Annotated in this window: 21 protein-coding genes and 1 pseudogene; 16 read left to right on the top strand and 6 right to left on the bottom strand. The window is 63.6% G+C overall.

Annotation, left to right across the window (positions count from 1 at the left end; translation table 11 throughout):
• Positions 1 to 36: 36 nt before the first annotated feature.
• The 6 genes from MBEBAB_RS04295 to MBEBAB_RS04315 all read right to left on the bottom strand — a co-directional run bounded on the left by MBEBAB_RS04295 (position 37) and on the right by MBEBAB_RS04315 (position 4,106).
• Positions 37 to 1,269 (bottom strand): tyrosine-type recombinase/integrase, encoded by a 1,233-nt coding sequence (locus MBEBAB_RS04295; RefSeq protein WP_045318839.1) that lies wholly within the window; start codon positions 1,267 to 1,269, stop codon positions 37 to 39.
• Positions 1,262 to 2,146 (bottom strand): hypothetical protein, encoded by an 885-nt coding sequence (locus MBEBAB_RS04300; protein ID WP_148291434.1) that lies wholly within the window; start codon positions 2,144 to 2,146, stop codon positions 1,262 to 1,264. The genes MBEBAB_RS04295 and MBEBAB_RS04300 overlap by 8 nt, the downstream gene beginning before the upstream one ends.
• The gene (locus MBEBAB_RS04305; protein WP_045318841.1) at positions 2,133 to 2,738 is read right to left on the bottom strand and encodes a site-specific integrase; all 606 of its coding nucleotides are present in this window, start codon (positions 2,736 to 2,738) and stop codon (positions 2,133 to 2,135) included. The genes MBEBAB_RS04300 and MBEBAB_RS04305 overlap by 14 nt, the downstream gene beginning before the upstream one ends.
• Positions 2,720 to 3,385, bottom strand: coding sequence for a hypothetical protein (locus tag MBEBAB_RS04310; protein WP_148291435.1), 666 nt, complete (start codon positions 3,383 to 3,385; stop codon positions 2,720 to 2,722). Before MBEBAB_RS04310 ends, MBEBAB_RS04305 begins: the two co-directional genes overlap by 19 nt.
• An 86-nt stretch (positions 3,386 to 3,471) precedes the next feature.
• On the bottom strand, positions 3,472 to 3,753 hold the full coding sequence (locus MBEBAB_RS16045) for a helix-turn-helix transcriptional regulator (protein WP_148291436.1): 282 nt from the start codon (positions 3,751 to 3,753) through the stop codon (positions 3,472 to 3,474).
• On the bottom strand, positions 3,753 to 4,106 hold the full coding sequence (locus MBEBAB_RS04315; protein WP_373852849.1) for a GIY-YIG nuclease family protein: 354 nt from the start codon (positions 4,104 to 4,106) through the stop codon (positions 3,753 to 3,755). The genes MBEBAB_RS16045 and MBEBAB_RS04315 overlap by 1 nt, the downstream gene beginning before the upstream one ends.
• A 99-nt stretch (positions 4,107 to 4,205) precedes the next feature.
• Here MBEBAB_RS04315 and MBEBAB_RS16050 point away from each other — a divergent pair, with 99 nt between their 5' ends.
• The 16 genes and pseudogenes from MBEBAB_RS16050 (at position 4,206) to MBEBAB_RS04400 (ending at position 20,128) form a co-directional block, all read left to right on the top strand.
• Positions 4,206 to 4,646: a helix-turn-helix domain-containing protein gene (locus MBEBAB_RS16050; protein ID WP_052516736.1), complete on the top strand. Its 441-nt coding sequence runs from the start codon at positions 4,206 to 4,208 to the stop codon at positions 4,644 to 4,646.
• Positions 4,647 to 5,049: 403 nt separating this feature from the next.
• A complete protein-coding gene (locus MBEBAB_RS04325; RefSeq protein ID WP_021696715.1) occupies positions 5,050 to 5,307 on the top strand; it encodes a hypothetical protein in 258 nt (85 codons plus the stop codon).
• A 57-nt stretch (positions 5,308 to 5,364) separates the two neighbouring features.
• Positions 5,365 to 5,580, top strand: a complete 216-nt coding sequence (locus MBEBAB_RS04330) for a hypothetical protein (RefSeq protein WP_021696716.1) — start codon at positions 5,365 to 5,367, stop codon at positions 5,578 to 5,580.
• Between the two features lie 734 nt (positions 5,581 to 6,314).
• Positions 6,315 to 6,695 carry a hypothetical protein gene (locus MBEBAB_RS04340; protein WP_045318845.1) on the top strand — a complete coding sequence of 127 codons (381 nt, stop codon included), beginning with the start codon at positions 6,315 to 6,317 and terminating at the stop codon, positions 6,693 to 6,695.
• A gap of 162 nt (positions 6,696 to 6,857) precedes the next feature.
• A complete protein-coding gene (locus MBEBAB_RS04345; protein ID WP_021696718.1) occupies positions 6,858 to 7,892 on the top strand; it encodes a DUF7064 domain-containing protein in 1,035 nt (344 codons plus the stop codon).
• A gap of 12 nt (positions 7,893 to 7,904) precedes the next feature.
• Complete coding sequence (locus tag MBEBAB_RS04350; RefSeq protein WP_045318846.1) at positions 7,905 to 8,939, top strand: phosphotransferase; 1,035 nt, start codon at positions 7,905 to 7,907, stop codon at positions 8,937 to 8,939.
• Positions 8,936 to 9,775: a PaaI family thioesterase gene (locus MBEBAB_RS04355; protein WP_045318847.1), complete on the top strand. Its 840-nt coding sequence runs from the start codon at positions 8,936 to 8,938 to the stop codon at positions 9,773 to 9,775. The genes MBEBAB_RS04350 and MBEBAB_RS04355 overlap by 4 nt, the downstream gene beginning before the upstream one ends.
• A gap of 80 nt (positions 9,776 to 9,855) precedes the next feature.
• A complete protein-coding gene (locus MBEBAB_RS04360; protein WP_021696720.1) occupies positions 9,856 to 11,154 on the top strand; it encodes a phytoene desaturase family protein in 1,299 nt (432 codons plus the stop codon).
• Positions 11,151 to 11,948, top strand: a complete 798-nt coding sequence (locus MBEBAB_RS04365) for an enoyl-CoA hydratase/isomerase family protein (protein WP_021696721.1) — start codon at positions 11,151 to 11,153, stop codon at positions 11,946 to 11,948. Before MBEBAB_RS04360 ends, MBEBAB_RS04365 begins: the two co-directional genes overlap by 4 nt.
• 18 nt (positions 11,949 to 11,966) lie before the next feature.
• Entirely contained in the window at positions 11,967 to 13,127 is a 1,161-nt protein-coding gene (locus tag MBEBAB_RS04370; RefSeq protein ID WP_021696722.1) for an acyl-CoA dehydrogenase family protein, read from the top strand.
• A 56-nt stretch (positions 13,128 to 13,183) separates the two neighbouring features.
• Positions 13,184 to 13,996, top strand: a complete 813-nt coding sequence (locus MBEBAB_RS04375) for an enoyl-CoA hydratase-related protein (RefSeq protein ID WP_045318849.1) — start codon at positions 13,184 to 13,186, stop codon at positions 13,994 to 13,996.
• A gap of 7 nt (positions 13,997 to 14,003) precedes the next feature.
• Positions 14,004 to 15,701, top strand: coding sequence for a 3-hydroxyacyl-CoA dehydrogenase (locus tag MBEBAB_RS04380; RefSeq protein ID WP_021696724.1), 1,698 nt, complete (start codon positions 14,004 to 14,006; stop codon positions 15,699 to 15,701).
• Complete coding sequence (locus MBEBAB_RS04385; RefSeq protein WP_507725561.1) at positions 15,601 to 16,359, top strand: HTD2 family dehydratase; 759 nt, start codon at positions 15,601 to 15,603, stop codon at positions 16,357 to 16,359. The genes MBEBAB_RS04380 and MBEBAB_RS04385 overlap by 101 nt, the downstream gene beginning before the upstream one ends.
• Positions 16,356 to 17,231 (top strand): HpcH/HpaI aldolase/citrate lyase family protein, encoded by an 876-nt coding sequence (locus MBEBAB_RS04390; RefSeq protein ID WP_045318851.1) that lies wholly within the window; start codon positions 16,356 to 16,358, stop codon positions 17,229 to 17,231. Before MBEBAB_RS04385 ends, MBEBAB_RS04390 begins: the two co-directional genes overlap by 4 nt.
• Before the next feature lie 473 nt (positions 17,232 to 17,704).
• Positions 17,705 to 18,993: pseudogene (locus MBEBAB_RS04395) on the top strand (acyl-CoA dehydrogenase family protein).
• Positions 18,899 to 20,128 carry a CoA transferase gene (locus tag MBEBAB_RS04400; protein WP_021696729.1) on the top strand — a complete coding sequence of 410 codons (1,230 nt, stop codon included), beginning with the start codon at positions 18,899 to 18,901 and terminating at the stop codon, positions 20,126 to 20,128. Before MBEBAB_RS04395 ends, MBEBAB_RS04400 begins: the two are co-directional and overlap by 95 nt.
• Positions 20,129 to 20,186: the final 58 nt, after the last annotated feature.

A 20,186-nucleotide genomic window follows, 5' to 3' on the forward strand; every position in this document is an offset into this window, starting at 1 on the left:
GCGGCCCACGGGGGGCCGATGGGGGTGGATTGCGTCTCAGCCCGCGTGTCGGCTGGTGCGGCGGTCGAAGGCGTCGCTGACGTCAGACTGGTAGTCGGGCCGATGGTGGCCGTAGACCTTTTCCAACGTGCGCGGGGTCATACCCAAGTACTGGGCAGCGCGCCGCAGCGGTACGTCAGCCTCCATCAACCAAGTTGCCGCCGTATGCCGGTGCCAGTGCGGTGTGATGTCGGGGGAAAGGCCAGCGTCGACAATGATTCCGCGGTAGCCCTTGCGGATTCGGCCCCGGATCGCCCGACCACCGTGGTGCAGAACGGTTTCGATCGGCGGGAGGCCGGCCTTGGCACGCTCGACGTTCAGCGCATTATCCTGTCGGCGCCAACGCACCATGTGCCGCAGCAGACGCTTCGGAATACGGCACATGGGGCGACGCTTTGTGGGCTTGTCGGCCTCGCGCCTGCCGCGCCGAAAGATCCAGCCCTTGTCCAGGTCGACCCAGGCGCAGTCATCCGATGGCTTCCAGCGAAGCTTCGGAAGAACGCCGGGGCGAGTGCCCGAGTACACCCCCAGCAACACGAAACGCACGAGGTGAGCACGGTTGGAGCGAGTCGACGTCACCGTGGCCTGCCAGCGTCCCGCCTTCAGCCGCCAACCCCTGGCGGCTCGCAGAATTGCCGCGACCTGCTGACGGCTGAGTGCGTCACGCGGACCGACCGCGGGAGCCGGATAGGTGAAGACAGGCTTGCGGGTGAGGCGGTGCTCCCCGTCCCAGTACGTTGTGGCCGCAGAAAGGTCCTCGAGCTCGCGACGCGCCCCCGAAGGACTGACCTTGCGCGCCTTGGCGGGGTCCTTGTACGTCTTCACAGGCTGCGTCGTACGATGGACCACATAGGCCTCGCAGGTGCTGCGCTTGATGTCGCCGAGCGTCTTGCCGCTCCACCAGTCCAGCACGGCCGTCAAGCGGGCGCGGGCCGATCCCGGATCAGCAAGAAAGGGAGCCTTCTCGCGCGCATAAAGAGCGATGACCTCGTCGACGAGCACCTCTTCGGGCTCGAGCGCGCGATCCTTGGGTCGGCTCGAAGCGGCTCGCTCGGTCAGGTACTCCGCGAGTACGGCTTCAGCCTCTGCAAGGCGGTCCGCGCCGCAACCTGTGCTGACGTTCTTGTCGCCGTCCCGGATAAAGTAGACGGCCGCAAGCGGTCGGCCGGACTTGGGGTCAATCCGGCCAGTGCGGAGGTAGAGCCGAGCGCCCTTTCGCGGCCTACCCATTGTCTGAGCTCGAATAGCGAACGAACCGCTGCAGGCGTGACAAACCACTGTCCGGCGACCTTCTTCGCGCGAAGGTTTCCTTTGCGGATTTCCGTACGGAAGGACGAGAGGGTGAGCGGACCGCCAGGAAAGAAGACAGCCACTGCTTCTCGAAGCGTGAGAGGCTCCTCATCTCCCCAGTCGCTGGGTGAAGGGCGATCTCGAACTCGGGATAAAGTATGGCCTCGCTGGACAGGCTCTCCGTTTTCTGGGTAATAAACAGATATAGGCTCCTCCTTTGGATTGCGGCGCCCGGCGCCTGGCTCGGATAATTATGGCTCGATTGCCTGCCCTCGTAGCCGCTGTGGCTGCAATTGATGGACGCCCCCGCGGCGCGGTTGATCACATTGCGAGGGCGGTGCGCGAGGCCGGCTTCATTCAGACGACCAAGCGCGGACGTGGAGCAGCAGAGATGACGGCGGAAGACGCCGCCGCGTTGCTGATAGGACTCTATGGCGCCCGTGACCCGGCCAGCGCTGCTGACGCGGTGAACGCTTTCGCCGAACTGCCGCATAAGAAGGATCCGGACCATGAGTGGGACGAAGTCCCTGACTGGCTCGTTCCCCTCCAACGGGCGCGGAATCCGCTGCAGGCCCTGGCTGCTGTGGTCGAAGCCACGCCCCGCTTTACCCCATGGGGGCGTGCGTCCGGTGAAGGTGTCCGCCTCCACGTCTACTTCTACCGACCCCGCCTTGGCATGACGATCGAACTGGTCAATCCCGGTCGCCCGCGTCCGGATTGGGGGCACGTCATGAGCTTCGGTGAGGAGCGACGAGAGTTCGTCAACGCCTATGACGTGGTCACCCGGCTTCAGTTGCCCCTTTTCAGCGCTGTTCATCGGGCCCTCCATCCTCAGGGGCCGACGGCGTGACCGCCTTGGGCAAGTCACCCAGGTAGATGCAGCGCGCACCTTCCACGATGATCTCCCCCGAAAGCCCCGCCACCTGTTCCAGGCGGCGGCGCTCACGCTTCTCCATTGCGCGGTTCGCCAGCTCGGTGTTCTTGCTCAGGTAGTGCTTGAGCGTATGGTGCACCGTCTCCAAACTGTGGCTGGTGATCGAGGCGATCTCGGGAATGTTGCAGCCCGCCAGCGCCAGTTCGAGCACGACGGTGTGACGCAACTGGCGCAACTGAAGCTTCTGATCGAAACCCCTGAGCTGCTTGCGAATGCGGGTAAACGCCTTGGTCAGCTCCACACCAGTGAACGGCTTGCCGTCCAAGGTGCGGGGGAACATGTAGGCGCCGTACTTGTAGGAGGCGTCCAGCACCTCGCGAGCGCGCGGGTTCATTACCTGAATTCGCACTTCGCGGCCGGTCTTGACGCACTTGTAGAAGAAGCAGCCGTTCTCGTACTGGTGGCCGTAACGGAACAGACGCACACTCTGCAGGCGCTGGCCGATCTCCCACTGGGTCAGCAACAAGCGCGCCAAGCCGCGCTCGCCGTCGGTGACCGCCTGGGTGACCGCACATCGCAGGTCGTCGCAGTCCAGACACGCAAGACCGACTCGGGGAGTCTGGCGCTGTAGGAGATGGTGAGCGCCGCGTCGCGCCAGCCCTCTCGGACCGCCTTCTCAAGCAGCCGGCGGACCTCCAGGTAAGCCGCCTTGCGCCTGTGAGCGCTCGGGATCCGCGGGAGGAAGATGCGGTCGATCTGGGATTCCAGCACGATGGAAGGGGCCAAGCCTTCGAAGCCGCCTAACAGGCTGAGAATACGCTTCTGGCTCGAGGCGTAAGTGGCTCGTGAGGCTGGCTTCAGACCCAGCCAATTGGAGTGCTCGCGTCGCAGCGCAATCAGCTCCTCCCAGGAGCGTTCAATCTTGGGTGCCGCCGGGGTTACGCCGCCCAACTCCTGGGCGCGCATGCGGCCCAGGTCGATGAAGAGCGCCTCCGCCTTGCGCTCCACTTCCTTTTCGAGCTGCGGGGTCATCTCGCTCAGGCGCACGCCGTCACGGCCATTGATCAGGATCGGCCGGGTGCGCGGCCAGCTCCGGGGGCGATTTCGCCGCACCTCGAAACGGAACTTCACCGTTCCGTCACTGCGCGGACGCACCGCGACACAGGGTCCATAGTTTTTCATCGGTCCTCCTTTGATGCATACAGCTCCTTTCATTCTGTTTGATGCCCAGAATGAGCGATGGCGTGTATTCTGCGTATCGCGCATAATCAAGCTCCTTTTCGACGACGGCGACGCAACTGCTCGAGGCGTTGCTCGATTGCCACAGCTACGTCAGGCGGCCGATCGACGTCTGTGGACAGGGCCGCAATGATCGCGGATTTAAGAAACAGGGCCTGGCGGCCCTGGTCGGCAGGGGCGGGCAGGCGACCGCAACGGACGCGCCGCCACAGGGTCGCTCGCGAGATGCGCGCCAACGCCAGGACCTCGGATGTCGTCATGCGTTCGACGACGGCTTCAGCGGGCGGAGGCTGATTGAGGGGCGCGTTCATCAGTGCAGCACCTTCCGATCGAAGGGCAGCCCGCGCATGCGTCGGCGCAAGAGCAGCATGGTTTCCGCTGAGGTCTTGTGGCGGCGCCCCGAGATGTTGAGCAGCGGCTCCTGCATCGCGATCAGCGACTTCTCTTCGACCAGGGCGTGGCCGGATTCGCGTATCGCCACCGATACGTGGTCCTCAATCCACCGGCTCAGGCGCGCCTCCCCCTCCGGCTCGAAGCGGAAGCCGCGCACCCCGCTGGGACGGGCGCTCAATTGGAGTTGTTCAGCCAGCACCGCCCCCAGACTCATGCGGAAGGTTGAGCGCGCACTGTCGTCAGACAGGTGGCATTTCAGCCGGCGACGCAGACTGTCGTCGTCGCGCCCAGATAGAGGATGGCGCGCCCACCCAGGCGCAGGGGATCAAGTTTCAACCCCGCACGATGCAGCGCAGTCCAGAGCCTTGGGGTGATCCAGCAGCAGGACATAGATCCCACCCGCTTCAGGCACGAAGTTGATGTGGCCACGGATCGCTCCGGCCGGTTGAATCAGATACGAAGACAACATATCGATAGGGCCTCCTCTGCCCATATGGGCGATTTGCGCCCACGAAGCAACGAGCTAACACAACGGTTCTCGATGGTCAATATGCGCCCACATGGAATATTTTCGCCCACAGCTCAGCAGCTGACGGCGGCGCGTGCGGCGACCGGGCTGTCGATCCAGAAGCTGGCTGAGGCGACCGGCCTTGGGGTCAACACCATCCGCCGCGCCGAAGCGGGCGGCGCGCAGGTGCTGACGCCGGTCAACGCCCAGCGGTTGGTTGAGGTGCTCCAGGGTCTGGGGGTCACTTTCCTGGAAGCCGACGCCAACGGTCCGGGCGTACGCATTCGTTCCGCTAACGGCTGACCGCGCGCCGCGCCAGCCGGGTTCCCCCTAACCCGGCTGCTCATCCTGGACGAGGCGCCGCGGGGCCTTGGCCCGCGCCAAGCGCAAACGGCCAAGGAGGCGCGCCGGTCCGTGTGTCCGGCGGTTCCGACGTCGAGTCCGGCGCGTGTCCGGCGCTCACCAGGCCTTTGGCCTTTTCCCTGAAATTTTGAGCGCTTAGCCACGGCTGGAGGCCGGAGAGACTCTAATTCTGGGTTCGATCCGAGTCCGACGCAGGTCAACAAAAACAAGGAGTTACAGACGCCCCCGAAAACCAGCTGTCTCACACCGTCTCTACCAGGCGCAGGCCGTCTCATACGAGTCCGCGCGTCTCGACCGCGTCAGGTCACCCCGACCGGCGGCCTCCATATAAAGGACCTTCAATATGACTTCCGGCATCATCCAGAATCTTGCGCATGCAGCGCGCACGGTCGCCGACCATCCCGACCCGTCCGCGCGCTTCGGCATGGCGGTCGGCTTCATCTGCGACATCGCCCTTCAGAATGACATCGACGGGCTGTGGATCGCGTCGAGCGCGGCGTGCTCGATTACATCCACACGACCGATGAGGAGGACATTGAGCGCGGCATGGCCGTGCCCCGCCGACGGAACGAAGCTGGAGAGGTTATCGACCTTCTGGTGAGCGACACCGACTGGGGGGGGGCATCAGTATGTAGAGCTCGCCGCTGAGATCGCGCTGATGAAGGAACCTGAGGCTCGACTCGTCGCGCTGGAGGCTGCGGCGATCCGACTGATCCAAGATGGTCACGATCCGCTCGACGACCTGCTGGCGAAGGTTACGCGTGCGCGCCATGAGGGTCTTGCCGCGGACCACCTGGGCATCCCCCTCGCTGCGCAAACGCGGACCCAGCTGCGCTGGAAGGTTGTCGGCGGAAACCTGGAAGTGGTGTCGTGAGCCCCACGCCTCCGTCAACCTGCTCTTCCTTGGCCTCCTGACGGAGCTGCTCCAGCCCGAACGCGGCGCAGAGCGCGCAGAACTGAAAATCAGCCCGAAGGACTAAACCGACATTACCGCATCCTCCAAGTTTGACCTCGACGTAGCCCCGGGGCCCATCGACCCCGCGTACACCCCGAGTGAAAAGTTGCTCGCCACGATCGATAGTATCGCCGGCCACGACGACATCGTCTTTCGCTTTTGGGCGGCCATGACGCTGTACGTGAACATGTCCACCCTCTTCCCCTGCGTGGACGCCGAGGACGTGGTCGTGTTCGTGGTCGATGATGCGGTCGAAGAGGGCGAGCCGACCGACTGCAACTACAGGCTCGTCATCGGTGAGGACGGACGGATCAGCGGAGTCGCCTCGGCCGATTTCGACGCCCTCGAACCCGACGAGGATGAGCGACTGATCCTCGATGCCTGGAGGAAGCCTCGGTTCGTCGGGCGACGCTCGTCGACCTCGCTATCCGCAGCGCGATCACCCCCGAGAACAACAGCCTTGAGGATTCCCCCTACTGGGCGGCGGCGCAGCGAACCGCCACGCACTGACCCTCTGCCTATCGGCCACCGCCCGTCACTCCAACCACGAGATGATCATGACTACCCCCCACCCCCTCTCATGGCGCCCGCCCGCGCAACCGAAGACTCCGCCGGGGGCTCTGCCCCATTTCCGGGGTCCATACACTTGCGAAATGGCGTTCACCATGCCGCTGAGGCTCGGTCGCGCCATGCCAGACGCGCTTTTTGCAGCCTTGTTGACCCGCAGCCCCGACGCGGACGGTGGCAATTACCGAGAACTCGAGGGAGGCTGGCCCCGCCACCCCGTGCGGGTCGTCGGGCGTTCGTCGAAGTACCTGGCGGTCGATCATTCCTTGCTTTTTGATGTACCGCCTCAGGACATTCCGAGCCTCGGCCTGTTCGATCACCCCGAACCGGGCGAGGGTCAGCTCTGGTTCTACGGAGCCTTGCGGGCGATTCGGACTCAGCCTCATCCGGAGAGCCGCTATGAGTTTCCTGCGTATGGCGTCCTTCTGAAGAAGCCCCCGTCAGCTGCACTGGCCGAGCATCCCTAGCCGTCTGTACCGAGCCGTGGTCGCAAATCGCCCTAACCCCGGGGAGCGGCTCCACTCACACACTCCCAGGACAATTTATTGAGACTACACAACTGGCCGTCCCAACCACGGGGACATTAGGCCGCCTGGTGTCGCGTCACTATTGGCACAAAGGAGACACCCATGATCGTGCCCCATGGAATGACGCTGAAGCTCGACCCTCGAGACGAGTATCAGCACGAGCCAGAAGCCGCTTCGAACTTCAACGAGAGCATGTACTTCGATGTGTTCGACAGGCGGCGGTCGATCGGTGCCTGGTTCCGGATCGGCAATCGCGTCAATGAGGGACATGCGGAGGTCACAGTATGCGTTCATCTCTCGGACGGCCGCGTCGCCTTCTGGTTTGCCCGTCCGCAGATCGCGTCAAACGCCTCCCTCGATGCCGGCGGGTTCAAGGTTTCGGTCGTCGAGCCCTTTAAGGCTCTCCATATCGCCTACGAAGGCGAAGTGCTCATCCTGGATGACGCGAAAGCTCTGCGGGATGCCCGCTCGGCCTTCAAGCAGTCCCCCCGGGCCCACGCCTCGATCAGCCTCGATCTCAGCGGCGTTTCGCCCATGCACGGTGGAGAGATCGTCAATCTCGACGGTTCCCGGTGGGACCTGGACCCGGAAACGTCCGCATATCGCGGCCACACCGAGCAGCACATCGCTGCCAGGGGAACCATCAGAGTCGGCGACACCGTTATCGACGTCGATGGGTTCGGGTTCCGCGACAAGTCGTGGGGTCCTCGTCACTGGGGAAATCTCTACTGGCACAAATGGACGCCGGTCACCTTCGGCCCGGATTTCGGTGTCCTGCTGGCGCTCATGGGCCGTCCTGGCCAGGAGCCGGACGTGGTCGGCCATGTGTGGCGTGACGGAGCACTCCTGCCGCTGACCGACGCACGCCTGGACGTCGATTACGGGCCCGACTTCGTCCAGCGATCCATGACGCTCGAACTTGAGACTGCAGCAGGGCGTACGCTCATGACGGGCGAAGTTCTATCGACGACGCCACTTCAGCATCGCAAGGCCAACCCAGCCGGCGGCGAAACTCTCGTTCGGATCATAAAGGGGGTGACCCTCTTCAAGTGCGAAGGCCGTGAAGCGTGGGGAATGTCCGAATTTTTGGATCTCGTCGAGGATGGACGCCCCGTCTCTACCCTGCGTCACCTGTGAACGGCTGACACAATGGGCACATCCGCGGCGTCAATCGACATTCAAACCTTGGCCCGGTGGTTGGCGAGCAACCTTGAGGGCTTCGAGGGACCTGTAGAGGTCGAAAAATTTTCAGGGGGGCAATCCAATCCAACTTATCGCCTGCGCACGCCGGGTGGAGATTATGTCCTTCGGAGCAAGCCGCCCGGGCCGGTGCTCAATAACGCCCATGCCATCGACCGGGAGTTCCGGGTCATGCAGGCTCTGGCGAGCCATGTTCCCGTGCCCCGGGTCAGACGACTTTGCGAAGACCCCTCGGTCATCGGGCGGAACTTTTACGTCATGGACTTCGTCGAAGGAGACATTCTCTGGCAGCCGGATCTGCCCGAGATCGAGCGCAACCGGCGACCGGCCTATTATAGGGCGCTTGCTGAAAGTCTGGCCGCCCTCCACGCAGTGGATCCCACATCCGTCGGCCTCGAAAATTTCGGCAAAGGCAGCGGCTATCTGGAACGCCAGATTTCGCGCTGGACGAGACAGTACCTAGCTGACGAACAGGCGGGGCGCACCGACCGTATGGATCAAGTCGCCCGTTGGCTCGCCGACAACGCTCCCGTTTCCACTGACGTGTCGATCGTTCACGGCGATTACCGCGTCAACAATGTGATGTTTAAGCCGTCGGAGCCGCAAGTCGTCGCTATCTTGGACTGGGAGCTATCCACCCTAGGCAATCCGGCGACCGACTTCGCCTATCACCTGATGAAATACCGCATTCCAGCAGGAATTCCAGGCGGCGGCCTGAAAGGCCTCGATCTACCGGAATTAAACATCCCGACTGAAGACGAACACATGCAGACCTATTGTGATCGCTCCGGGCGATCAGAGATCCCCCACCTGCAGTTCCACATTACCTTCAACATCTTTCGGTTTGCAGCAATCGTGCACGGGATCAAAGGGCGACTGCTGCGCGGCACTGCATCCTCCGACCGCGCAGGCGCCGTCGCCGATGCACTTGAGACCTATGTCGATCTGGCGTGGAACGAGGCGCGCCGCGCCGGCATGAAATGACTCATCTTGACCTTCGAGATATCTCGCCCGAACACGCGGAATCGGAGTTGGTCCGGCACATTGGCTTTACCTACGAAGATGTCTCCTCCGACAGCTTTAGGGTCCGCATCATACCGTCGGTCGCCGCCGTGACCGGCTCCGGGTCGAAGGTCATCGACAGGCGTACTCTGGTGGCGGTGTCGGACCATGTCATGGGCCTCGCCATACATCTTGCGCTCGGCCAGAAAGCGCCGCTAGCGACGATTGATCTAAACTTCGGGCACATGCGGCCCCTCGAAGCCGGCGATGTCTTCATTCGTCTGAATCGGCCCACGACAGTCAGCCGAATAGCCTTTGTATCCGGGACAGTCGACCAGGGCGACACCTCGCTTCCGGCCGGCTCGGTCACCTCCCGGTTCCTGATCGGCGCCTGGCCCGGCGGTACGGTGTCGGAATTTCCTCCACCTGCAGACATGGATGTTTACCTCGAGGGGGTCGATAGCTTCGCCGCCTTCGCCGGCTTACCGGCGGCGGGTGCCGCCACGAACGACTTCGATCTGCAGCCGCATCCCCGGACGATCGGAGCAAGGTCGGTCCCCGCCTTCCATGGCGGCATCGTCGCGGCTGGACTGGCGACATCAGCTGCTGCCTTGGCAGAAAAGGAACGCGGATCGGCGGCGCTCTTACGGAGCGAGGCCATCAACTATCTCCGAGCGGCGTTCGCGACGACCTCGATTCAGTACAGGTCGGAGATCATTTCAAGCGGTCGCAACCTGATGCGCATTCGAGCAAGTGCCCATCAGAATGGAGACGCCCGGCCCGTGGCCCAGTCTCTCGTCCTGTTTGAAATCGCATAGCACGATTGTCCGTCCCCCCTCGTGGGTACGTGACGGCTCCTACGTCCCGGTCCACCATACTGAAAAGTAGGAGACGCCAAGTGACTCAACACTATGACGCCGTGGTCATCGGCGCTGGCGCCGGGGGAATGTGTGCGGCGGCGCGTCTGACTGTTGCGGGAAGGTCCGTTCTACTGATCGACGAAAACGATCGCGTCGGCGGTCGCGCGACGTCTTTCGAGAAAGAGGGCTTCATCCTCAATGTCGGCGCCATCGCCATCGAGCGCGGCGGCATCTTTGACGACACCTTCCAACTGGCCGGCGTCCCGCTCGATATCCGCGAACCCAACCCCGCGACGGTGTTTCGCATCGACGGCAAGACTCTTGATGTTTCAAAGGGTGGCTGGGCGTTTCTTCTGGGCGGTTTCACGAAACAGGCCGCCAAGATCGGCACCAAATTCGCTGACGCGCGAGCAGGCGACCTTCCCGAAGCGCGGATCACCACCGCTGAATGGCTCTCTGGCCTGACTAAGAACACCACGGTCCATCGCCTGTTCCGTAACCTGTGCGCGGCGATCTTCGCGGTGAACGCCGATGAACTGCCGGCGCGCGCCTTCCTCGTCTATTTCGGCACCAAAGGCGCCTTCAAGCGCTTCGGATTCTGTCCTCGTGGCACAATCGGGCTCTGGAATGACCTTGCAGACGCCCTCCGTGAGAAGGGTGCTGAAATCCGGCTTGAAACGCGTGCAAGCCGCATAAACATTGAGGAAGGCGTGGCCCGATCCGTAACCTTCACGGCCAACGGCACGGAAGAGACCGTGACCGCCGATGTGGTCATCAGCAACGCCGGCCCTCTAGCCACGATCGGTCTGGTGGGACCGGAGGCCTTTGGCCCGGACTATGTCGCCGAGGCGAACCGGGTAGTACGTCCCGCCGCGAACATCGTCATAGATTTCGCCAGCCGCGAGGCACTAATCGACGCCCCTAGTCTGGTGACATTCGGGGATACAAAGCGCCTCTGCAACATCGTGGACATGACCATGACCTGCCCTGAAATGGCTCCAGTGGGTTGGCGGCTTTACAAGGCCTACGCCGTGCCCATCCCTGCGCTCGGCGACTTTGACGCCGAGCATGAGATTGAGGCCTCACTCGCCGAACTTCACTCAGAATACCCCCAGTCCGTTCACGCGCGGATTCTCAACATCAAGGTCATGCGCGACGGCTGGCCAGCCCAGCGCAGCTGCGCCGGCTACGACATGGACCAAGCGACTCCGGTCGCCAATCTTTGGAACGTCGGAGATGCTGTGAAGACATACGGCTCCGGCGGCACCGAAGCCTGCGCTGAAACCGCCAGGATCGTTTCCGCCGCAGCGCTGGCAATGTTGGAGCCTGCTCGATGAGCGGCGATGGCCGCGCCGCCCGTGTCGACCTCAAGATCGAGGATGGGCTCGCCATCATCTCTCTGGTGCGCCCCAAGGCCGGGAACGCTCTGGATGACCAGAGCGGTCGCGAGCTTAATCAAGCGGCCCTGGAAAGCGCCATGTCGTCCCAGGTTCGCGCTGTGCTCCTGCGGGCGGACGGCCCGAACTTCTGCTTCGGTGGCGACCTGGGTCATGTCGCGAACCAAAAAGACCCGGCGCGGGCCTTGCGTGAAATGACTCAGGACTTCCACAATGCCATTCTCACCCTGACCCGGATGAACGCGCCGCTAGTCTGCGCTATACGGGGAGCGGCGACCGGCGCGGGGCTCTCGTTGGCTGCCGCATCAGACTACGTCGTGGCTTCCGAAACCGCCTTGTTCGCATACGCTTACACGGGCGTGGGCTTCAGCGCGGACGGCGGGCTGACATGGACCTTGCCGCGTCTGATCGGCCTTCGAAACTTCCAGACGATGTATCTGACCAATCGCCGGGTAGCGGCGCAGGAAGCGCTCGACCTGGGCATCGTCAGTGAGGTTGTTATCGACACCGAGATGGACGCCAGAGCTCACGCGCTTGCCCTCGAACTATCCCAAGGCCCGACCCTCGCCTTCGGGGTCGTAAAGCGCCTTGCGGCGGACAGTTTTAACTCGGCTTTTCCGGCGCAGCTACAGGTCGAGTCTGAACGACTTGCCGAGCTCGTTCAGACGGCCGACGCAAAGGGCGCAATCGACGCCCTTCTCAATCGACGCTCCCCCGTATTTCGCGGCGTCTAACTGGCATCAGGATAGGTCATGAGTGATACTCTGAACATCGACGGTGCCTTCCTGTCGGAAGAGCACCGCCTGCTGCGCGACCAGGTCCAGCGGCTTGTGCGAGAGGAAATTCAGCCCTCTGCGGACCAATGGGAGGAGGACGGCCGTGTTCCGGATAGTGTCTTTCGTCGACTTGGCGAGCTCGGCCTCCTCGGCCTCGCCTTTCCCGAGGCCGACGGCGGCTCCGGTATGGACGCTGTCGCCTCCCTGATCCTGAATGAGGAGCTGGGGCGATCCGGCTATGGCGGACCGACTGCGGGCCTGACCGTTCACACCGACATGTCCGCTCTCCATCTGGCGCGCGTCGGGACGGCGGAACAGAAGGCGAGATTTCTGCCGAGGATCCTCACGGGCGAAACCATTTGCGCGCTGGGTGTTACGGAGCCGGCCGGTGGTTCAGACCTGACGCGCATCGCAACGACTGCGCGGCGAGAGGATGACACCTATATCCTGAACGGATCGAAGACATTCATCACCAACGCCAATATCGCCGACGTCTTCTTCGTGATCGCTCGCACCTCAGCTGAAGCTCGCGGCGGGTCTGGTTTTTCACTGTTTGTGGTTCAGCGAGACACCCCGGGCTTCAGCAACGGCGAGCGGTTCAAAAAGACGGGTTGGCACGGTTCCGACACGGGGGAACTGCGCTTCGACGAGGCGCGCGTGCCCGCCGCCAACCTGCTCGGTGAAGAGGGGCGAGGCTTCTACTACATGATGAAGGGCCTGGATCATGAGCGCCTGTGCGCGGCCGGTCAGGTCCTGGGCCTGGCCCAGGCGGCAATCGATCACACACTCGAATGGACACGCGGCCGACAGGCCTTTGGCGGCGTACTGTGGGATCTCCAGGTCATCCGGCACGAGATGGCCAAACTGGCGACAGAACTGCTGGCCGCGCGGGCCTTCACCTACCTCGTGGCCATGAAGGCCGCGCGTGGCGAGCCGATCCAGATGGAAGGCGCGATGTTGAAGGCGCACGTACCCGAGCTTGGAAACCGGATCGCTTACAAATGCGTCCAGTATCATGGAGGTGGCGGCTATATTCACGGCACGCCGGTTGAGCGGATTTCTCGTGATCTACGCCTGCTCAGCATCGGCGGCGGAGCCTCCGAGGTGATGTACGACGAGGTAGCCAAGCGCCTCTGACCCGTCCCCGACGCCGGGACATGCCCATCGTACCGCGATCCGTCACTGTCCTGCCGATGGACCCGCTTGACTCCGAACACCCTGATGACGCCGCCCAGTCTCCGCGTGTCGTCCTGGAACATGTTGATCCGGGGATCACCATTGTTCGTCTGAACCGCCCGGACAAGCGCAATGCGCTGGACATTCCGATGCGTCAGGCGATTTCAGCTGCCTTTGTAGAGCTGGCCGCGGACCCCCGAATCCGCTGCGTCGTGTTGACGGGCGGCGATAGCGTTTTCGCCGCCGGGGCCGACCTGAACATGCTCGTTGATCGGGACGCTGAGCAGACGGCTGCGCTTGATCTTCCTCAGTATTGGAGGCCCGTTGCAAGCTTTCCCAAACCCGTTATCGCCGCCGTCAACGGTGTGGCATTCGGCGCCGGGTGTGAGCTGACAATGATGTGCGACATCATCGTCGCTGGCCAATCGGCAAAATTCGGACAGCCGGAAGCGGCCGTCGGCATCATGCCGGGCGCCGGTGGCGTTCAGCGCCTGGGCCGCCTGATCGGAAGCAAGGCCGCGTCCTTGATGCTCTTTACCGCTGAGCCACTCGACGCCGCCCGCGCCTTTGAGCTTGGTCTGGTCAGCGCGCTGGTCGAGCCCGAGGCGGTCATGACCCGTGCGCTTGACCTGGCCAAGAGGATCGCACGCATGCCGCCCAGAGCCCTTGTCGCCATCAAGCGCAATCTCCAGGGTGGAGCCGATCTACCACTCGATGCCGCCCTCAGACTGGAGCAACGGGAGTTCCTCCAGCTGTTTGATACAGCAGACAAGACTGAGGGCATGAAAGCCTTCCTTGATCGTCGCAAACCCAACTTCACCGGCTCCTGAGGCGAACATGTCTGGCGAGAAATATCGGATCGGCGTCGTGGGTCTGGGCGTCATGGGGCGCGGAATCGCGCAGCTCTTCGCAACCACCGGCCACACCGTCACCATGTATGACTCGGCGCCCGGCGGCGCGCGGGGACCGCGTGACCAGATCGCTGCAATCCTTGATCAGTTGGCCGGCAAAGGCAGGATATCGGCGGACGTCGCCCGCGAGGCTCGCGGGCGTCTGCTTCCTGTGGAGCGGCTAGACGGCTTGGCGGAGTGCGATGTTGTCATCGAGGCGATCGTCGAAGATCTCAATGCCAAGGTGTCTCTGGTCTCCGCACTAGAAGTCATCCTTGGCGAGGAGGCTATGATCGCTTCCAACACGTCTTCGCTGCTGATTTCACAAATCGCTTCCGGTGCCCGTCGGCCGGAGCGCATCGCCGGACTGCACTTCTTCAATCCGGTGCCACTCATGAAGGTGGTGGAGGTGATTGCGGGCGCACGCACTTCTTCCGACGTCGCCGCAGCGCTCAAGACGATGATCGAGGCAACGGGGCATCGCGCGGTTTCAGCCCAGGACCAGCCGGGCTTCCTCGTCAATCACGCAGGGCGCGGGCTCTACACCGAGGGCCTGGCGTTGCTGGAGGATGGCATCGCGTCGCATGCCGACATCGATCAGGTCCTCAAGGACGCCGCCGGCTTCCGCATGGGGCCCTTCGAGCTCTTCGACTTGACCGGCATCGATGTGTCAGGACGCGTCCTGCAGGGCATTTTCGAACAGTTCCAGTTTGAGCCGCGCTTCCGTCCCTCATCGCTCGTGCCGCCACGGATTGCGGCGGGCCTTTTCGGACGGAAGACGGGACAGGGCTGGTACGACTATCGAGAGGGAACCCCCTCTGCTCAACGGGATCCGTCGAGCACCATTGGCGAAGGCGGTCGGGTGTGGATCGCCCCAGACTGCGAACAGTTCGAAGGCTTGGCCGCCGCCGTGATGGAACGCAACGGCGTTATCGCCCCCTACGCGGAAGATCCGGACGTACTGATCCTCATTCAGCCGTGGGGGCGAGAGGCATCAGCCGTCTGCGCCGAACAGGGCCTCGATCCGAATCGGACGATTGCCGTCGATCCTCTGCCAGGTTTGAGCAGGCGCCGTACCTTAATGGCGACACCGGCGACTACGGCACAGGCTCGCGCCAAGGCTATGGACCTCCTGGGCGGCGGGGAGACGCCGGCGACGATGATCGCTGACAGCCCCGGCTTCATTACCCAGCGCGTACTGGCGACGATCATCAATATCGCCTGTCAGATCGCTCAGCGTGGCATCGCCACAGTGGCCGACATCGATGACGCCGTTCGTCTCGGCCTTGGCTACCCGACGGGCCCGCTGGCCTGGGGGGATCATATCGGCGCGGCCGGGTTGTGGAGATTCTCGACGCCATTCGCGATACCACCGGTGATCCGCGATACCGCGTTTCGCCTTGGCTGCGGCAGCGGGCATGGCTCGGGTTGCCGCTCACCTGGCAGGCGGAGCCATGAGCCGGTCCGACTACAGCGACTGGATCGGGCGAGCGGTAACCCGCTCCGACACGATCAGCCTGTTTCCTGCCCGGGCCCTGGCGGCCTTGCTTCAACGGCCTCAATCGCCCGAGCTCGGCGCGGAACTTTCGCCCGGCTGGCAGTGGCTCTATTTTCTGGACACCCCGCGCCCGGACGGCACGGGTGAGGACGGACACCCCAGACGAGGCGGCTTCCTTCCTCCGATCGCCCTGGAGCGTCGCATGTGGGCGGCGGGCGAGTTCGAGGTCACGCACCCACTCATTATCGGCGAGGCTGCTGAAAAGACCTCGGCCGTTCAGTCAATCACGCCCAAGTCCGGCGCCTCAGGTGAGATGATCTTCGTCGTGCTGGAACACATCACGCGACAGGGCGGACGCGACTGCATCCGCGAGCTCCAGACGCTCGTCTACCGGGCCATGATGCCTACCGCACCGTCGCCCCGGGCCGCTGGAAGCAACGAGCCCGGAACGCCAGAGTGGAGCGCGGACGCTGCGACCGATCCGGTGACGCTGTTCCGCTACTCGGCCCTTACCTTCAACGGCCACCGCATCCACTACGATAGCGACTACGCGCGCAACGTCGAGCACTACCCTGGGCTGGTTGTGCAGGGCCCCTTACTTGCCACCCTGCTGCTGAACCATGTCCAGACGAACCGGCCAGACGCGCCATCCGGCTTCCGCTTCCGCGCGGTCTCCCCGGCCTTCAGCGGCGACAGCCTGACGCTGCACGGCCGCGACATGGACGGCAAAACTGAGCTCTGGGCCGCCACACCCCAAGGCGTGAGCATGCTGGCTAACGCAACCTTCAAGGGACGCGCATCATGACACCGCCTGATCTCTGGCGCTCCCTATTGTTCGTGCCGGCGCACATGCCGCGTTTTGTGGAAGCTGCCCCGCGCGCTGGGGCTGACGCCTACATCCTCGACCTAGAGGATAGCGTCCCTGACGACCAGAAGGCCCTCGCCAGATCCAGCCTGCCGACCGCCGTCGCGCGGATATCCGAAAGCGGCGCGGCGGTTCTCGCGCGGATCAACTCTGGCGCCGCCACGCTCGAAGCAGACGTTGAAGCGGCCATCAACTCTGGAGTCCATGCGATCGTGGCGCCCAAGATCGGATCGTGCGCCGATCTTCAAAGGCTCGCCGCCGTTGCGGCGACGATGGAGACGCGGGCCGAACTCCCCATTGGCGGCATTGGCGTCATCGGCCAGATCGAGGACCTGGATGGCCTAGCGGCGCTGGACGAAATCTGTCGTTCGCCCCGCCTCATCGGGCTATCGCTCGGCTCTGAGGATTTCTCGAGGGCGGCGAGGATGCGTCCCACGGTCCAGACGCTCTACCATCCCAATCAGCTGGTCGCGTTCGCCTGCCGCCGTTACGGCCTGACGCCCTTCGGTTTTCCGGGTTCGATCGCCGACTACTCCGACCTCGACTCCATGAGCGTCATGGTCGCCTTGGCCGCGGATCTTGGTTTCGCCGGCGCTTTCTGCATTCATCCCAAACAGGTGGCGGTCCTCAACCGGGGCTTTTCGCCACGACCGGAAGCCCTGGCCGACGCTGCCCGCATCGTAGCCGCCTACGAGCAGGGCCTCGTGCAAGGCAGGGGCGCCGTTCAACTGGAAGGTCGAATGATCGATGCGCCCGTCGCCGCCCGCGCCCGCGCGATCCTGCAATGCTTCGGCACGAGCGAGACCATATGACCGAGATCGTCTCCATGACCTCCCCCACGACTCTGGATGCTGTCCTCTCGACTATCGGGAGCCTACTAGACTCCGCGGCCGGTTCCTTGGCTTGCGACTGCTCAGTTGGCGGGCGGATCGACGGCGCTCGCTTCGACCGTGTGCAATCGCGCGCCTATGAACTGGCGACTGCAACAGCCGAACTCCTGGCGCTGCGAGCGACCTGGGCGGCGGCCAGCCAGCCCGGCTTGCTTTCGTACGGCTTAGCGGAGGTCTTTGCCGCCGACGCCCTGCTTTCGATCGCGCAGCGCGTGGACGCCCTGAGCGCCGATCAGCCAGACCTCCTCAGCGGCCTCGCAACCCTGCGCCAAACACCCGAATTCCAGTCCGCAATCCGGCGCGGCAGATCCGCTGATGCTCTGGATGCCCTCGGCGAGCGGATCCTCCAGCAAGGCGAGACCATCGCGGACGTCGTTCTGGACGAAGACAAGTCGATGATGCGCGACGTCTTTCTGCGGTTCGGCGAGGATCTGGTGGGCCCGCTCGCAGAGAATATCCATCGCCACGACCTAATCGTGCCCGAGACCATCCTCGGGCCAATGCGGGAGATGGGCGTTTTTGGCCTATCTGTGCCTGCCCAATTCGGCGGCAGCGCGCCGGACGACCGCGAAGACAATTTGTCAATGATGATCGTGACGGAGGCGCTTTCGAAAACGTCACTTGCGGCCGCTGGCAGCCTGATCACGCGGCCTGAGATCATGACCCGCGCGATCCTGGCGGGCGGCACCGACGCGCAGAAGGAAAAATGGTTGCCGGGCATCGCCGCAGGCGCGCCGCTGTGCGCGATCGCCATAACCGAGCCGGATTTCGGCTCTGACGTGGCAAGCCTGTCCCTGCGCGCGACCCGTACCGAAGGCGGCTGGCTGCTGAACGGCGCCAAGACCTGGTGCACCTTCGCCGGTAAGGCCGGCCTGATGATGGTCGTCGCCCGTACTGACCCGGACCGTTCCCTGGGACATCGCGGCCTGAGCATCTTTCTCGTCGAGAAACCGGCCTACGAAGATCATGCCTTCTCCTATCGGCAAGATGGCGGTGGCGCCATGATCGGCAAGGCGATTCCGACGATCGGCTATCGGGGCATGCATTCCTTCGACATCGCGTTCGAGGAGTTCTTCGTGCCTGACGACAATCTGCTCGGCGGCGAAGCCGGTCTTGGACGTGGGTTCTATTTCACGATGTCGGGCATGACAGGCGGTCGGATGCAGACAGCCGCGCGAGCGTGCGGCGTCATGATCGCGGCGATCGAGGCGGCGATCAGTTATGCCAATACCCGGCGGGTCTTCGGATCCGCGCTCGGGGCCTATCAGCTGACGCGCGCCAAGCTGGCGGCCATGGCCGCACGCTATAACGCCAGCCGGCAGCTGGCCTACGCCGTCGGACGCAGGCTCGACGCGGGCGAGGGCCAGATGGAGGCCAGCCTGGCAAAACTGTTCGCCTGCCGCTCCGCCGAGATCGTCACCCGTGAAGCCTCCAGATCCACGGCGGCATGGGATATGCCGAGGAGACCCCCGTCAGTCGATATTTCGTCGATGCTCGGGTCCTCTCCATTTTCGAAGGGGCTGAGGAAACCTTGGCGCTGAAGGTCATCGCGCGTAGCCTTCTTGATGACGCCCTGAAGGCCCACGCACATGACCGGCATCTTGGCCGGCATGCGCGTGGTGGAGGCGTCGGCGTTTGTCGCTGCGCCGCTGGGTGGAATGACGCTCGCCCAAATGGGCGCTGAGGTGATACGGATCGACGCACTCGGTGGCGGACTGGACCACCGGCGCTGGCCGGTGGCCGAGAATGGCGCCAGCTTGTTCTGGGCGGGCCTGAACAAAGGCAAGAAATCTATCGCCCTCGACCTGGCTTCCGACGCAGGCCGCGAGATCGCGAGGTCCATTATCTGCGCCGACGGGGCGGATGCCGGCATGCTGCTGACAAATTTCCCGCCTCGCGGCTGGTTGAGTTACCAAGCCCTCCGCGAACAACGCGCGGACCTGATCCAGCTGGTTGTCAAGGGCGATCGTCAGGGCAGATCGGCCGTCGACTATACGGTCAATCCAGGCGTCGGCCTGCCATACCTGACCGGCCCTGATCCGCGTCGGTCGCCAGTCAACCACGTCCTGCCGACCTGGGATCTGATTACCGGCCAGATGGCTGCGGTCGGACTGCTCGCGGCCGAACGTCGGCGCCGCCGTGATGGCCACGGCCAGGAGGTCACCCTGGCGCTCGAAGATGTGGCGCTTGCCGTCATGGGGCATCTCGGCTTCATCGCGGAGGCGCAGCTTGGCGTCGATCGAGAGCCGGCAGGCAACGACCTGTTCGGTGCATTCGGCCGCGACTTCGTTTGCAGCGACGGCGTCAGGATCATGGTCGTGGGCCTGACACTGAAACAATGGCGCGGCCTCGTGCAGGCCACTGAAATTGCGGATGGCGTCGCTGCAATCGAAAGCGCTCTCCAGGTTGATCTTTCACAGGAGGGCGAACGCTTCCGCGCACGAGACGATATCGCCGCGCTCATCGGACCGTGGGTGAAGGACCGCACCCTGGCCGAAGTCGCCGAGGCATTCGACGCGAACAGCGTCTGTTGGGGGCGCTATCGATCCGTCGCGGACATGGTGCGCGAGCATCCAAACTGTTCGGACGATAATCCGATGTTCACCAGCGTCCCGCACCCCGGCATTGGCTCGATTCTGACGCCCGGCGTTCCTCTCGCCTTTTCAGCTGAACCGCGCACCCCGCCGGAACCGGCCCCCCGGCTGGGAGAACACACCGATCAGATCCTGCTCGACCTTCTCGGACTGTCGTCGGCCCAGGTCGGCGTCTTGCACGATCGTGGAGTCGTAAGGTCTGCGTTTTCCTCCAGCGAGGCCTGACCCCGATCACGGGGACATTCCGGACCCCCGGATGGGCGCTATTTCCCTTTCAGGAGTT

Source organism: Brevundimonas abyssalis TAR-001 (assembly GCF_000466985.1).
Classification (GTDB): Bacteria; Pseudomonadota; Alphaproteobacteria; order Caulobacterales; family Caulobacteraceae; genus Brevundimonas; species Brevundimonas abyssalis.